13 protein-coding genes are annotated in these 13,146 nt (G+C 40.4%); 12 read left to right on the top strand and 1 reads right to left on the bottom strand.

The window, feature by feature from the left end:
- Positions 1 to 31: 31 nt before the first annotated feature.
- The 7 genes from I6N95_RS06915 (at position 32) to I6N95_RS06885 (ending at position 7,144) form a co-directional block, all read left to right on the top strand.
- Entirely contained in the window at positions 32 to 439 is a 408-nt protein-coding gene (locus I6N95_RS06915) for a hypothetical protein (RefSeq protein WP_209526036.1), read from the top strand.
- A 155-nt stretch (positions 440 to 594) separates the two neighbouring features.
- Positions 595 to 870, top strand: coding sequence for a 30S ribosomal protein S16 (gene rpsP, locus I6N95_RS06910; RefSeq protein ID WP_209526034.1), 276 nt, complete (start codon positions 595 to 597; stop codon positions 868 to 870).
- A 13-nt stretch (positions 871 to 883) separates the two neighbouring features.
- Positions 884 to 1,129 carry a KH domain-containing protein gene (locus tag I6N95_RS06905; protein WP_209526032.1) on the top strand — a complete coding sequence of 82 codons (246 nt, stop codon included), beginning with the start codon at positions 884 to 886 and terminating at the stop codon, positions 1,127 to 1,129.
- Between the two features lie 215 nt (positions 1,130 to 1,344).
- On the top strand, positions 1,345 to 2,589 hold the full coding sequence (locus I6N95_RS06900; protein WP_209526030.1) for a serpin family protein: 1,245 nt from the start codon (positions 1,345 to 1,347) through the stop codon (positions 2,587 to 2,589).
- Positions 2,590 to 2,745: 156 nt separating this feature from the next.
- Positions 2,746 to 4,992: a glycosyl hydrolase family 18 protein gene (locus I6N95_RS06895; RefSeq protein WP_209526027.1), complete on the top strand. Its 2,247-nt coding sequence runs from the start codon at positions 2,746 to 2,748 to the stop codon at positions 4,990 to 4,992.
- 96 nt (positions 4,993 to 5,088) lie between these two features.
- Positions 5,089 to 5,517 (top strand): GNAT family N-acetyltransferase, encoded by a 429-nt coding sequence (locus tag I6N95_RS06890; protein ID WP_209526024.1) that lies wholly within the window; start codon positions 5,089 to 5,091, stop codon positions 5,515 to 5,517.
- A 547-nt stretch (positions 5,518 to 6,064) separates the two neighbouring features.
- Complete coding sequence (locus I6N95_RS06885) at positions 6,065 to 7,144, top strand: peptidoglycan-binding protein (protein ID WP_209526022.1); 1,080 nt, start codon at positions 6,065 to 6,067, stop codon at positions 7,142 to 7,144.
- A gap of 70 nt (positions 7,145 to 7,214) precedes the next feature.
- Here I6N95_RS06885 and I6N95_RS06880 read toward each other — a convergent pair whose 3' ends face one another.
- Positions 7,215 to 8,114: a LysR family transcriptional regulator gene (locus tag I6N95_RS06880; RefSeq protein WP_209526020.1), complete on the bottom strand. Its 900-nt coding sequence runs from the start codon at positions 8,112 to 8,114 to the stop codon at positions 7,215 to 7,217.
- A gap of 221 nt (positions 8,115 to 8,335) precedes the next feature.
- Here I6N95_RS06880 and I6N95_RS06875 point away from each other — a divergent pair, with 221 nt between their 5' ends.
- From I6N95_RS06875 to I6N95_RS06855, 5 genes are all read left to right on the top strand, one after another.
- Positions 8,336 to 9,532, top strand: a complete 1,197-nt coding sequence (locus I6N95_RS06875) for an acetyl-CoA C-acetyltransferase (RefSeq protein WP_209526018.1) — start codon at positions 8,336 to 8,338, stop codon at positions 9,530 to 9,532.
- Positions 9,533 to 9,556: 24 nt separating this feature from the next.
- Positions 9,557 to 10,210, top strand: a complete 654-nt coding sequence (locus tag I6N95_RS06870) for a CoA transferase subunit A (protein WP_209526016.1) — start codon at positions 9,557 to 9,559, stop codon at positions 10,208 to 10,210.
- 1 nt (position 10,211) lies between these two features.
- Positions 10,212 to 10,868, top strand: a complete 657-nt coding sequence (locus I6N95_RS06865; RefSeq protein ID WP_209526014.1) for a 3-oxoacid CoA-transferase subunit B — start codon at positions 10,212 to 10,214, stop codon at positions 10,866 to 10,868.
- A 20-nt stretch (positions 10,869 to 10,888) separates the two neighbouring features.
- Entirely contained in the window at positions 10,889 to 11,668 is a 780-nt protein-coding gene (locus I6N95_RS06860; protein ID WP_209526012.1) for a 3-hydroxybutyrate dehydrogenase, read from the top strand.
- An 86-nt stretch (positions 11,669 to 11,754) separates the two neighbouring features.
- Entirely contained in the window at positions 11,755 to 13,089 is a 1,335-nt protein-coding gene (locus I6N95_RS06855; protein ID WP_209526010.1) for a GntP family permease, read from the top strand.
- The last annotated feature ends 57 nt before the right edge of the window (positions 13,090 to 13,146 follow it).

The raw sequence follows: 13,146 nt of genomic DNA, 5'->3' as shown, positions 1-13,146 counted from the left end.
TGTGTTTTTAGATGGGGATTAGTGTTGGGATATGTCACCGTTTCAAGTGAATGACTTAACCAAACAGCTAGTTATCGATAATATTAGCTATTTATTAAACAACTTTAGCAGCTGTCCTAGTTTTGAGTATGTTATCTGCTGTTGGGTGATGGACAGTCAGGATATTCTTGATGCTCTTGAAGCCAAATTAAAGGTGACAAAGGAACAACTGGTCACTATTTCATTGGTTTGTCAGGAAGAACAGCTGATACAGCGTCTTCAAAAAGATATTGAGCACCATCGGCGTCAGCCAGATAGCATTCCCAACAGTTTGGCTAGAATAGCAAACTACAAGGAGCTAAACACTATAAAAGTAAACGTTTCCGATCTGACACCACTAGAGGCGGCCAAGGCCATTGAGCAAGTGGTTGTTGGAATGGTTCCCAAAAGTAATTCATAAGATCTGCTGGGATTTGTTTTGGTGAATAGGGGGGAACTACTGATAAATTGCGAGAAATGAAAGAAAATTGCAGCTGTAAAGAAAAAACACTTTACATCTCTTTTGAAAACTGGTAAACTAACATTTGTAATAAGTTAATGGAGGTGGAAATATACATGTCAGTTAAAATTCGTTTAAAACGTATGGGTTCTAAGAAAAACCCTTTTTACCGTATCGTAGTTGCAGATTCTCGTTCTCCTCGTGATGGACGTTTCATCGAAACTGTTGGAACTTACAATCCTTTGAAAGATCCTGCGGAAGTAGTATTAAAAGAAGATTTAGTGTTGGACTGGTTATCAAAAGGTGCACAACCTTCAGATACAGTACGTAACATCCTTTCTGGTGAAGGCGTTATGAAAAAACATCACGAAGCTAAATACGTTAAAAAATAAGGAGGGCTGAAAATTGACAGATGTAAAAGAGTTAGTTTTGACAATTGTGCGTCCGTTAGTCAGTCATCCTGAACAGATTAAGTTGGAAGTTGAAGAGTCGGAAGATTTCTTTGAGTATAACTTATCTGTTGATCCCGAAGATATTGGGCGGATTATCGGTAAACAAGGGCGAGTTGCGAAAGCCATTCGAACGATTGTTTACAGTGTCCGCTTAGATGGACCTAAGAAAGTTCGCTTGAATATATTAGACGGAAATTAAAATAAACGTAATGACCCCGAAAGCAACTGTTTTGGGGTTTTTTTGTTTGTCTATAGTTAGAGTAAAGGCGAGGTGCAATGGGGAACTCCTTAAAAGGCAGTGATAACTAAATTTCAACCTTTTGCTCGTTGGATACGTCTAACAAGTTGAGGAGGTAAGCAATCGCTAAAGTTGATTATCATCGTATCAAAACGTGTTGATTAAAGGAGGTTAATATGAAAAAAATAGGAATAGTGCTGGGCTTAAGTGTCAGCTTGTTATTACTGCTGAGTTGTGGTGAGCCTGATGTGGATGAGCCGGTGGTCGAACCACTGCAATCATCCACTGAAGTGGCTTTATCAAGTATTGCAGGTGCTGAAAGTTTTAACCAGTTTGCTGCTGCCAGTGGCAGCCTTATCTTACAAGAAGAAGGTAATCAATTATATGGTCCAGTCGGACCTTATCAATTGTTAAGCCTGTTAAGTGAAGGGACAGTCGGACAGAGCAGACAAGCTATCTACAACGTTTTACAGACGGATGCAGAACGTTACCCGTCCTCGAGGACTTTTAATCAGGCATTATTAACGGCTTATCAGGACAAAGCAGTTGCTAGCGTGGCTAATTCTCTTTGGTTGGATCAGCAACAACAGTTGACTTCATCCTTTGAGCAAGTGGTTAAGGGACCTTATTCAGCAAGCGTTGAGGCGGTACCTTTCGCTAAAAATCCTAAAAAAGCTGCTGAAAAAATTGCCAGTTGGGTAAAGCAACAATTGGGGGCCGATTTATTTGATAAAAGTATGGTCAATCAAGAAACGCGTTTGATGTTAGTCAATACCGTACGCTTGAATTTAGCTTGGCTTGAGACCTTTGAGACGTCTCAGACAGTGGAACAATTCTTTTATGCTGATGATCAAAAAGTGGCAACTGATTTTATGCAACAAGAACAAAAGAATCATCAGTACTTTCAAGGTAATTGTTATACAGCCAGTTCTCTGACATTGGAAAAAAATCATCGGCTGCTGTTTATACTGCCAGATGCAGGAATATCGGTTAATCAATTAATTGCAACGCCAGAAAGTCTTCATGAGTTGATTGAGATCGACGAACAGGAGCGGGCAGATGTTAATTTTGCGATTCCTAAGTTTAAATTGACCAATGATCTTGATTTAGTAACGGTGATGCAGCGACTGGGGCTGACAAGTATTTTTGATCCTGAACAAGCTGATTTGAACCAATTGATTAAGAGCGATTTGCCTTTATTCATCGCTTCTTTTAAACAGACCAATCAATTGGAATTGAATGAAAACAACGTCAAGGTTGAAAGTGTCACTTCATTAGGGGGAGACGCATCAGCAGCTATGCCGCAAGAAGCGGAACGCCTTGATTTTACGCTTGATCGTCCCTTTATTTTTATTATTCAAGGGGAAGATGGGCTACCCTTGTTTATGGGAGTCATTAGGAATCCGACAATCGAGGAATAGTTTAAACGGTAAGTAAGCCGAGATCTTTTAGTTTGCTTGCCGTTTTATTGATTTTAGGTTGAAAAATCTGTTGTTATTAGTGAAAATATGATATCATAACAATATAATGAATGCGTTTTACAACATTTGTTAAATGAATGAAAAGGTGGATGAATAGTGAAAAAGAAAATAGTTAGGTTCAGTTTTGGGGCGTTTATAATTTGCTTGAGTGCTATTTTGCTGGTAGGTTTAGGAGCTACTGGCGGGGAAGCTGCAAGTCAGGAGACTTATCGCAGTATTATGTACTACGGTGATTGGTCAATTGAAGATAGTGAAGGCAACTTTATGCCAAAGGATATCCCAGCAGATCAGTTGACGCATTTAAATTTTGCCTTTTTAGATTTTGATGAAAAAGGAAATTTGGCATTCACAGATGAATTTGCTGCCGTTAATTCCAGTATCGGTAATGGTGAATTGGCTGAAGGGAAGGCTTATGCAGGAATATTAAATGGTCTAGAAGATTTAAAAGCTAGAAATCCTAACTTGAATGTCGGCATTTCTTTAGGTGGTTGGACTAAGTCGGGTGATTTTAGTCAATTAGCAGAAAATCAGCAGACACGAAAAGTACTGATTGATAATGTGCTAAAATTTATTAAGTATACGAATATGGACTTTGTGGACATTGATTGGGAATATCCCAACATGCCTCGCGAGGGAGATTTAGTCGACAGTGCCAAAGACGAGGGAACCCCTCATGCGAAACCTGAAGACAAAGCCAATTATGTCACCTTGCTAAAAGAATTTCGAGTAGCGTTGGACAAACAGGGGAGCCAGTTAGGAAAGACCTATGAATTATCGGTTGCCTTGCCAGCAGGTGGTTGGGCCTTAGGTCAAGGGATTGATGTAGCGGGGATTTTTGAGATTGTCGATTTCGCCAATATGATGACCTACGATATTCACGGTGCCTGGGAAGGGCAGTCGAATCATCATACAGCTCTCTATACCAATCCGGCAGCCAACGATCCTGATAATGGCATTTGGGCGTGGAGTGCTGACGATACGGTTAATTACTTGTTAAAAAATGGCGCTATCGCTAATAAGATCAGTATCGGTGCCGCTTTTTATACTCGTGGTTGGGGGAATGTTGAAGCAGGAAACAATTCTGAGTTACCCGGTCTCTTTCAAAAAGCTGACATGGCAACCGTCGATGCTGATGGCGGTAATAGTCGTGGCGCAGCTAATGAAAAGCCATTGATCAATGGCGATGGCGGTCGTAACGGTGGGATTTGGGCTTTTCGTTCTTTGGATAAATTAAAAGTACAAGTGCCTGACTTAACTGAATACTGGGACGATGTTGCCAAGGCACCTTACCTTTACAGTAAGGAAAAGAAACAATTTTACACCTTTGAAAATGAACGCTCAATTGAGGCAAAAACAAATTACATAAAAGAAAAACAATTAGGGGGGATGATTGTCTGGATGCAATCCCAAGACAAAGGGACTGTCGATGGGAGTCAACGTCGTGATCAATTAACCACGGCCATGAAGCAAGGCTTGTTTGGTGATAAGCAGTTAACAAAACAAACGATTGCTTACCCAGCTCAAAAGATTAAGGCAACAATTGAAGCAACCGCAGTCAACCAACAAGAAGTCTACCAGTTGACGATTTTAAACGAAGAAACCGTCAGTGAAACAGATACTGTTTTAAAAAGGTTGGAGCAAAATGCTAAAACCATCAAATTACCTGTGTTAACGGTTGTGACAACTAGTGGTGAAGTTCTTTCAAAACCAGTTGTAACTGGAAAGACTACCGGCCAGTTACTGGACGATAATCAAATCGACTTATTTGTCGGGGGGCTTGAGACGCTTTCACCAGGGGAATCAGCAACGATTCAATTGGCCACCTCAGCAGCGGTAGCAGATGTTAATGCTATTTCAAGTATTGCCCTTAGCCAGCGAATGGGGACCTCTGCCAATTTACTAGGGAGTCAGGTGATTTATGCTAAAACTGGTGAAGTTGAAACTTTGGGAAGAGTGACGGTTCACTATCAAGACGCCAGTGGTAAAGAATTGGCTAAAAGTAAGCTTCTCGAAGGACAGATTGGAAGCAACTATGAAGCAAAACCGCTTGACATATCAGGTCATAAATTAAGTGCAGCACCAGAAAATAGTCACGGGATCTTCCATAATTATCAGCAAGATGTCATTTTTGTTTATGTTGAAAATGGAACAAGTGATTCTTCAACAGACGCCACGTCGGCTCACCCGGAAAAAGATAAGCAGATTGAAAAAGATGGGCCCAAAAATAAGGTCGAAACCTTACCTAAGACAGGAACAAGCCGTTCCTTTGTCGGGCTACTGAGTGGCAGCTTACTGCTATTAGGAGTGGCTTTATTCTGGCGGAAACGATCAATGAATCATTAATAAACCAAAAGAGAGTGTGGATTGTTCTCACAGTCTCTTTTTGTTATAATACGGGTATCGAGAAGCGAGGGTGTTTAAAAAAAATGAGGTGATCAGGTGTTAGTCGAATTAACAACAGAACAAGAATTAGCCGCGGGATATGAGGTAGTCAACGAATTGCGACAGAGTTTAAGCTTAAAAGAGTTTATCGAAAAGGTTGCCGACTGTCGCAGAAGAGGCAACTATCGTTTATTCGCTTGGGAAGTAGGGGGCCAGTATGTTGCTTGCTGTGGTGTTATGCCCATGCCGACGTTGTATTATACTGATTGTCTGTGGGTCGCTGAATTAGTCGTAATGGAGAAGGTCAGAGGCCAAGGAATTGGTGGGCAGCTACTGGCTACTGTTGAAAAGTGGGCGAAAGAACAAGGGTATCAGGAGATGGCGCTATCTTCAGGAATCCAACGAAAAGCAGCTCATCGTTTTTATCAAGAAAAAGCGGCATATCATTTAGTCAGTTATCAGTTTCAAAAAAAAATATCAGACTAATTCAGAGGGAACTGTCGGTCAATTTCTAAGCTTGGTCAGTATCAGTCGTCTGTGCCATGCTTATCGGTTCGATAATTTCAATTATAAGAGAGGCCTGTGGCTGAATAAGCGGGATTGGCAGTTTGAAGTGGCACATTTCTCAAAAGCTAAAAGAAATGAAAGGCTTGTTAGAGAGAGGACTGGCTGAAACTACGGTTACTGGCCTAAAAACCTGACTCAAATTAATGGCGAGATTGGCTTAAATTTTGACAGTGTTTACTTTTTTTGCTGATTGAAAGAGAAAATAAGATAGAGGGGTAATTGGAAGCTAACTGAGGATTGGCGGAAGGTGACTGTAAAAAATGACAAAAATATCGTAACAGTCGATTTCCCATAAAAAATCGATTGTTATTTAACGATTTGTGAATAAAATATCTAAAATAAAAGTTTGACTTGATTGGCTTGATTTGAAAAGGCTTAAAAAAGCTACTTTATAACAATATTAGATTGTGAAAAACAGATCAAGTGTGTTATAATATAGATACTAAATATAAATAGGGGGAACAATATGAAGAAGTTAAAATTAGGTGTAATTGTAGTAGCGGCAGTATTGCTAGTGGCAGGATGTAAAGCTGATGATAAAAAAGGAACCGCTTCATCTACTAGTGAAAAAACAGAGGAGACGACTAAAGAATCATCAAGTGAAGCAGCATCCGGCGCTTCTGAGTCAGTGGCACTAGAAGTACCGGCAGGCACATTAGCGATTCGTCAATTATATACCGCGCCTCATGGTGATAAATCTTTTGGCGTGACGACAGTTGTAATGGATGGCGATAAAATTTTAGCAGCTGCAACAGATGAGTTTCAATATGTTGCCAAAGCGGATTTTAAAGGTGTTCCTAGCTCGGATGGTGGTTTTGGAGAAAATTATCCAGCAGATTTGGTATTAGCATCTAAATTGGAGAACGACGATGCTTACAGTAAAATGATGGCTGAAAAAGGCAAGGCGACGAAAAAGTATTCTGAATCAATGACTGCTTTAATGGAGTTTGCAGCAGGTAAAACGATTACTGAATTGGAAAAAGAATTAGCGGATAATGAGACAATTACAGATGTGGTAACAGGTGCGACGTTTGCAGATGCTAACGGCTATTTAGAGGCGGTAATTGATACTGCTAAAAATGGTTTTGGCCTTGCAGGAATAGAAGCGACTGATGGAGATATTAAGTTAACTCATACGTATGCCGCGCCACATGGGGATAAATCCTTTGCGGTTATTAGCGTAGCCAAAATAGACGATAAAATTGGGGCTGCTTACGTAGATGAGTTCCAATTCCTGGATAAAGGCGATGTGGAAGGGGTACCGAATTCAGATGGTGGCTTTGGCGAGAATTTCAAAGAGGGAACGATTTTAATTTCTAAGATGACGAATAATGGCGCTTATAGCAAGATGATGGCTGAAAAAGGCAAGGCGACTCAAGAATACGCAGAGTCAATGAATGCGATTCTTGACTATGTCACAGGTAAAACAGTCGCAGAAATTGATGAAGATTTAACCGCGAATGAAGACATGGTTGATGTCGTAACAGGTGCGACTTTCAGCGATACTACCGGTTATGTTAAAGCGATTGTTGAGGCTGTAAAATAGCATATCAAAAGGTAACACAAAAACACGTCTCAATTTGAGACGTGTTTTTGTGTTAGCATCCAGACAGTGGCTACTTGTGATTAACGGCGTTTAGCAGTGAGTCCAAAATAAAGGATTCTGGATGGGAGTAGGTCGATTTTTTTAAGCGTGCTAAAATAACTGTCCAAATAACGGGTTGTTCAATTGGCCGACAGGTGACACCTTCAATTTGATACAAGTCTTGAATTGGTTTTGGTAAAATAGTGGCTACCTCTTTATTGATGCGGGCGGCGTTCAGCATATAGTCCCAAGAGCCAGATGTCAGTAGGATATTGGGATGGACCTGATGCCTTCCAAAGGCTGCTGTTAAGAAGTGATTAATCATAAAAGAGTCATCGAATAGGGCAAGGTGTCTATTATTTAAATCTTGCCACGTGATGTTCTTTTTTTGCGCCAAGTCATGTTTATCAGAAAAGAAAGCGGCTAGTTCAGAATGTTGAATTTCATACGTCTCCACAAGTTGACTGTTAAAACCAGCAGGTGCTAAGAGAACGGCTAAGTCCACATTGCCAAGCAAAAGTTCATCCTTTAATTGATAGGCTCCCAGCTCTTTAACGTCAATGGTCATATTAGGATTCTCAAGAATCAAGGTAGGCATGATCGTTGAAAAAACAACGGACAATACAAGAGGGGGAATCCCGATGGTAATCGTGCCTTCGTTGTCAGTGTGGTTGTTGTGAAGGTTGCTGATCATGTCATGATAAACAGTTAAAACTTTGAGGGCATCTTCATAGTAGCGTTCACCAATATAAGTTAAGCCCGTGATCCGACTGCGCTCTCGCTTAAAAAGTTTGACGCCTTCTTTTTTTTCAAAGTCATTGATCATCATACTTAAAGTTGGTTGCGAGATATAGAGCATTGTCGCAGCATGGCTCAAATTATAGTTATGCTCAACAATGGCGGTGAAATATCTTAATTGTTTGATGTCCATCAGGAAAAGCTCCTTTATTTTTCATTATCGACTATTGTAATTATTAATACTTTATATAAAATTATAGTTGTTATATGTTGATATATCAAGGGGGTTTTTATATAGTATCAATAAAATTTATAGTTATCTAAAATATTTGTATTTCATTTAATGGGCTTTCCTTGTTATTCTTTAAACAGAAAGCGCTTTAAGAATAATCAAGTATGAAAGGAAGCAAGTAAATGACTAACAAAAAAGAGATCGTCATTGTTGAAGCATTAAGAACAGCTGTAGGTTCATTTGGAGGAGTTTTTAAAAATGTTTCTGCTGTTGACTTAGGTAAAACAGTGTTAAAAGAAATCGTTTCGCGGACTAAAATCGACCCGGAGGCAATTGATGAGGTGATTCTTGGAAACGTTCTCCATGGTGGGCTGGGCCAAAATGTGGCCCGTCAAGTGGCGATCCATTCTGATATTCCGAATGATAAAACGGCATTTACTTTAGACATGGTTTGTGGCTCAGGATTGAAAGCGATTCAGTTAGCTGTTCAAAGTATTCAGTGTGGTGATTCAGAAGTGGTGATCGCTGGAGGGACTGAAAACATGAGTCAGGCGCCATATGTACTGCCAAATCTTCGGTTTGGGCAACGTTTAGGAAATGGTACGGTGATTGATAGTTTGGTTAATGATGGCTTGACTGATGCCTTTCATCATTATCATATGGGGATTACTGCTGAAAATATTGCTGAGAAGTTTGCTATTTCAAGAGAAGAACAAGATGCCTTTGCTCAGTCCAGTCAAGAAAAAGCAATCAAAGCAGTCAGTGATGGCCGCTTTAAAGAGGAGATTGTCCCAGTACTCGTTTCTCAAAGAAAGCAGAAGGAACCGATTCTCATAACGGAAGACGAGTATCCGAAAAAAGACTCAACAATTGCCACACTTCAAAAATTACGACCTGCTTTTCGGGCAGATGGCACGGTTACAGCCGGGAATGCCTCAGGGATAAATGATGGTGCGGCAATGGTGTTAATGATGACCAGGGAAAAAGCTGAAAGTTTACAGCTACCAATTCTGGCGTCCATTGTCAGTTATGCCAGTGCAGGGGTAGCTCCTGAATTGATGGGGACAGGCCCCATTCCAGCTAGTAAAAAAGCTCTGGAAAAGGCCCAATTAACTATTGCTGATATTGAGCTAATTGAAGCCAATGAAGCATTCGCCGCTCAGGCAATTAGTGTGATGAAAGAGCTTAAACTTAATCCTGATAGAGTCAATGTAAACGGTGGTGCGATTGCTTTAGGTCATCCAATAGGTGCCAGTGGCGCTCGGATTTTAGTGACCTTAATCCACGAGTTGAAACGCCGGAAACTTTCATTAGGATTAGCGACATTATGTATTGGTGGTGGCCAAGGAACAAGTCTTATTATTAAGAATGAAGCTTAAATTGAGCAGAAAGAAGTGAAGAATATGTCAAAAGAGATTGCTATGGATGAAGCGGTTCGCTTAATTAAAGATGGTGACACTTTAATGGTTGGCGGATTTATGACCAATGGAACACCGGAATCCTTGATTGATGCTCTCGTAGCAAAGGGTGTTAAAGATTTAACCTTAATCTGTAACGATGCCGGACTTCCTGAAAAAGGGGTGGGTAAAATGATCGCCAATAAACAATTTTCAACCATTATCGCCTCTCATATTGGCCTTAACAAAGAAGCTGGGAGACAAATGACTAGCGGTGAAACCACAGTTAACTTGGTTCCTCAAGGGACGTTGATTGAACAAATTCGTTCCGGTGCCTTTGGTCTCGGTGGTTTCTTAACACCGACAGGCAAGGGAACTCTGATTGAAGAAGGCAAACAAGTCATCACCGTTAATGAGCGAGATTACCTACTGGAAGAACCGTTGAAAGCCGATGTTGCCTTAGTTTTTGCGAATAAAGCCGATTCAAAAGGCAACCTTCAGTTTAAAGGGTCTGAAAATAATTTTAATCAAATGATGGCTGCCAATGCGACAACGACGATTGTTGAAGCCAGAACCATCGTTGAAACTGGCGAAATTGACCCAAATTTCATTCATACACCTAGTATTTTTGTTGACTATCTTGTTCAGGGAGGTAATTAAGATGACAGAGGTAACAGAGCTTTCTAAAAGTGATATTCAAGGGCGAATTGCCAAGCGGGTTGCCCAAGAGTTGGCTGACAATTCCTTGGTCAATTTAGGGATCGGGTTACCGACAAAAGTGGTAAATTACATCCCAGACAATGTTACGGTGACGTTACAATCAGAGAATGGTTTTATTGGACTGACGACTGCTGATCCAGATAATAGTGATCCGTCGATTGTTAATGCTGGCGGTCAGCCGGTAGGCATTATACCAGGTGGGGCATTTTTTGACAGTGCCACATCTTTTGGAATTATTCGCGGCGGTCATGTTGATGCGACTGTTTTAGGTGCTTTACAAGTTGATCAGTACGGCAATATTGCTAATTATTTAATTCCTGGAAAAATGGTGCCGGGAATGGGTGGTGCTATGGATTTATTAGTCGGGGCAAAAAAAGTGATCGTGGCCATGGAGCACACCAATAAAGGTAAGTTTAAGATATTGAATGAATGTACATTACCTTTAACAGCTTCGAAGGTGGTCGGGATGATCATCACTGAAATGGGTGTCTTTGAGGTGGTAGAAAAGGGGTTAGCGGTCACTGAAATCTACGAAGGGTATACCTTTGAAGAGGTTCAAAAAGCAACAGAAGTGGCGTTAATTGATCAAACAAAATAGACATACTGGAGGAAACAATCATGACAAACAAAAAAGAAGTCGTCTTTATTACGGGAGCTGCTAGCGGTATTGGTAAACAAATTGGGGAAACGTTCTTAAAAGAAGGAAAAACAGTGGTGTTTTCAGATATTAATCAAGCTAAACTTGATGAGGTCGTGGCGGAATATCGCAAGCAAGACTTGGATGCAGACAGTGTTCTCTGCGATGTAAGCAAAGAAAGTGCCATTAATGCTGCCATTGATTCAGTGATTGAGACTCATGGAAGAATTGACATCCTAGTCAATAATGCTGGTTTACAGCATGTTTCACTAATTGAAGATTTTCCAACTGAAAAATTTGAGTTTATGATCAAATTGATGTTAACAGCACCGTTTATCGCAATTAAGCGAGTATTACCTGTCATGAAACAACAAAAACATGGTCGAATCATCAATATGGCTTCGATCAATGGGGTAATCGGTTTTGCTGGCAAATCAGCGTACAACTCTGCTAAACACGGCCTGATTGGCCTGACAAAAGTAGCAGCTTTAGAAGCAGCAGCTGATGGGATCACCGTAAACGCTATTTGTCCTGGTTATGTTGACACCCCGCTAGTTAGAGGGCAATTTGAAGATTTATCCAAAACACGTAATATTCCTTTAGAAAATGTCCTTGAAGAAGTGTTATATCCATTGGTTCCTCAAAAACGGTTGTTAGATGTTCAGGAAATTGCCGATTACGTGTCATTTTTAGCTAGTGACAAGGCGAAAGGTGTGACTGGACAAGCTTGTCTTTTAGATGGTGGATATACAGCGCAATAAGCTTGGTGTATCTGGGAATCAGGTTAACAGCTTGATTCCCATCACCTGAAGATCGGACCCATAAGTAGAAGGAGGAACGTGTCGTTATGGAAGTTATTGGATCAGTTGGTGTGTTATTGGGTGTGATGGCGATTATTTATTTTTCTCTAAAAGAGATCAATATTATGGTTGCGGCGCCACTTGCCACTGCAATTGTCGTTTTGATGAATCAAATGGACCCAGTTACATCTTTATTGGGAAAGGAACCCAATCAATTTATGGGGGCTCTTTCCACGTATATTTTAAATTATTTTGCTATTTTTTTACTCGGATCCATTTTGGCAAAATTAATGGAAGTCAGTGGTGCGACGACATCTATTGCTGATTATATTTTGAAAAAAGTGGGGTATGACAGTCCTTATAAAGTACTAGTGGCGATCTTTTTAGTCAGTTCCATTTTAACCTACGGTGGTATTAGTTTGTTTGTGGTGATGTTTGCCGTTCTCCCACTAGCCAGAAGTTTATTTAAAAAGATGAATTTATCGTGGAACTTGATTCAAGTCCCTCTTTGGTTAGGAATTGCGACCTTTACTATGACGATATTGCCAGGTACACCAGCTATTCAAAATGTTATTCCGATTCAATATTTGGATACGTCACTAACAGCAGCGGCTATTCCAAGTATTTTAGGCAGTCTTGGGTGTGTTGCTTTCGGCTTGTTTTACATGAAGCGTTGTTTGGCCAAAAGTTTGGCGAAAGGTGAAAATTACGGAACTTACACAACAGATAACCATGAGGAAGTGGCCGAACAGTCCCTCCCTCATTTTTTCCCAAGTATTGCGCCATTGCTCTTGTTGATTATACTGGCTTTGTCAGGTAGTATTTTTGGTAATGAATTTATGAAGAAAAACGTTATCTATATCGCCTTGTTATCAGCCATTATTCTTGGCTTGATTCTCTTCCATAAGTTTACACCAGATAAAATTAGAATATTAAATCTGGGAGCAACGGGTTCTATCGGGCCGATTTTTGCTACAGCGTCGGCGGTAGCTTTTGGTGCCGTGGTGATGATTGCCCCTGGGTTTAAAATCTTTTCTGATATTATTACCAATATACCGGGAAACCCCTTGATCAGCTTGACAGTGTTAACGTCTTCAATGTCAGCTATTACCGGATCATCATCAGGCGCGTTAGGGATTGTTATGCCGAACTTTGCTGAGTATTATGTGAGCAAAGGTCTTGATCCACAGATGATCCACCGAGTTGCAGCTGTCGCTTCGAATATTTTGACCATTGTTCCTCAAAGTGGTGTCTTCTTAACCTTTCTAAGTCTTACTGGCTTAACTCATAAAAATGCCTTTAAGGAGACGTTTATTACCGTGTCAGTTGGCACGTTAATTGCAGTGATTATTATCATTTTGACTGGTTCATTTTTTTATTGAGATACTTATTTGACTGAAAAGGACTTCTTAATCAATCGAGAAGTTTTTTTCTTTGAC

It is taken from the genome of Vagococcus allomyrinae, from assembly GCF_017829975.1.
GTDB lineage: Bacteria > Bacillota > Bacilli > Lactobacillales > Vagococcaceae > Vagococcus_D > Vagococcus_D allomyrinae.
This window is presented reverse-complemented; position numbering and strand designations above follow the sequence as displayed.

Excerpts from the sequence above, each read along its gene's own strand:
- I6N95_RS06875 (WP_209526018.1), top strand. The coding sequence starts at position 8,336 with ATGACTAACAAAAAAGAGATCGTCATTGTTGAAGCATTAAGAACAGCT.
- I6N95_RS06860 (WP_209526012.1), top strand. The coding sequence starts at position 10,889 with ATGACAAACAAAAAAGAAGTCGTCTTTATTACGGGAGCTGCTAGCGGT.
- rpsP (WP_209526034.1), top strand. The coding sequence starts at position 595 with ATGTCAGTTAAAATTCGTTTAAAACGTATGGGTTCTAAGAAAAACCCT.
- I6N95_RS06880 (WP_209526020.1), bottom strand. The coding sequence starts at position 8,114 with ATGGACATCAAACAATTAAGATATTTCACCGCCATTGTTGAGCATAAC.
- I6N95_RS06915 (WP_209526036.1), top strand. The coding sequence starts at position 32 with ATGTCACCGTTTCAAGTGAATGACTTAACCAAACAGCTAGTTATCGAT.
- I6N95_RS06865 (WP_209526014.1), top strand. The coding sequence starts at position 10,212 with ATGACAGAGGTAACAGAGCTTTCTAAAAGTGATATTCAAGGGCGAATT.
- I6N95_RS06870 (WP_209526016.1), top strand. The coding sequence starts at position 9,557 with ATGTCAAAAGAGATTGCTATGGATGAAGCGGTTCGCTTAATTAAAGAT.
- I6N95_RS06885 (WP_209526022.1), top strand. The coding sequence starts at position 6,065 with ATGAAGAAGTTAAAATTAGGTGTAATTGTAGTAGCGGCAGTATTGCTA.
- I6N95_RS06900 (WP_209526030.1), top strand. The coding sequence starts at position 1,345 with ATGAAAAAAATAGGAATAGTGCTGGGCTTAAGTGTCAGCTTGTTATTA.
- I6N95_RS06855 (WP_209526010.1), top strand. The coding sequence starts at position 11,755 with ATGGAAGTTATTGGATCAGTTGGTGTGTTATTGGGTGTGATGGCGATT.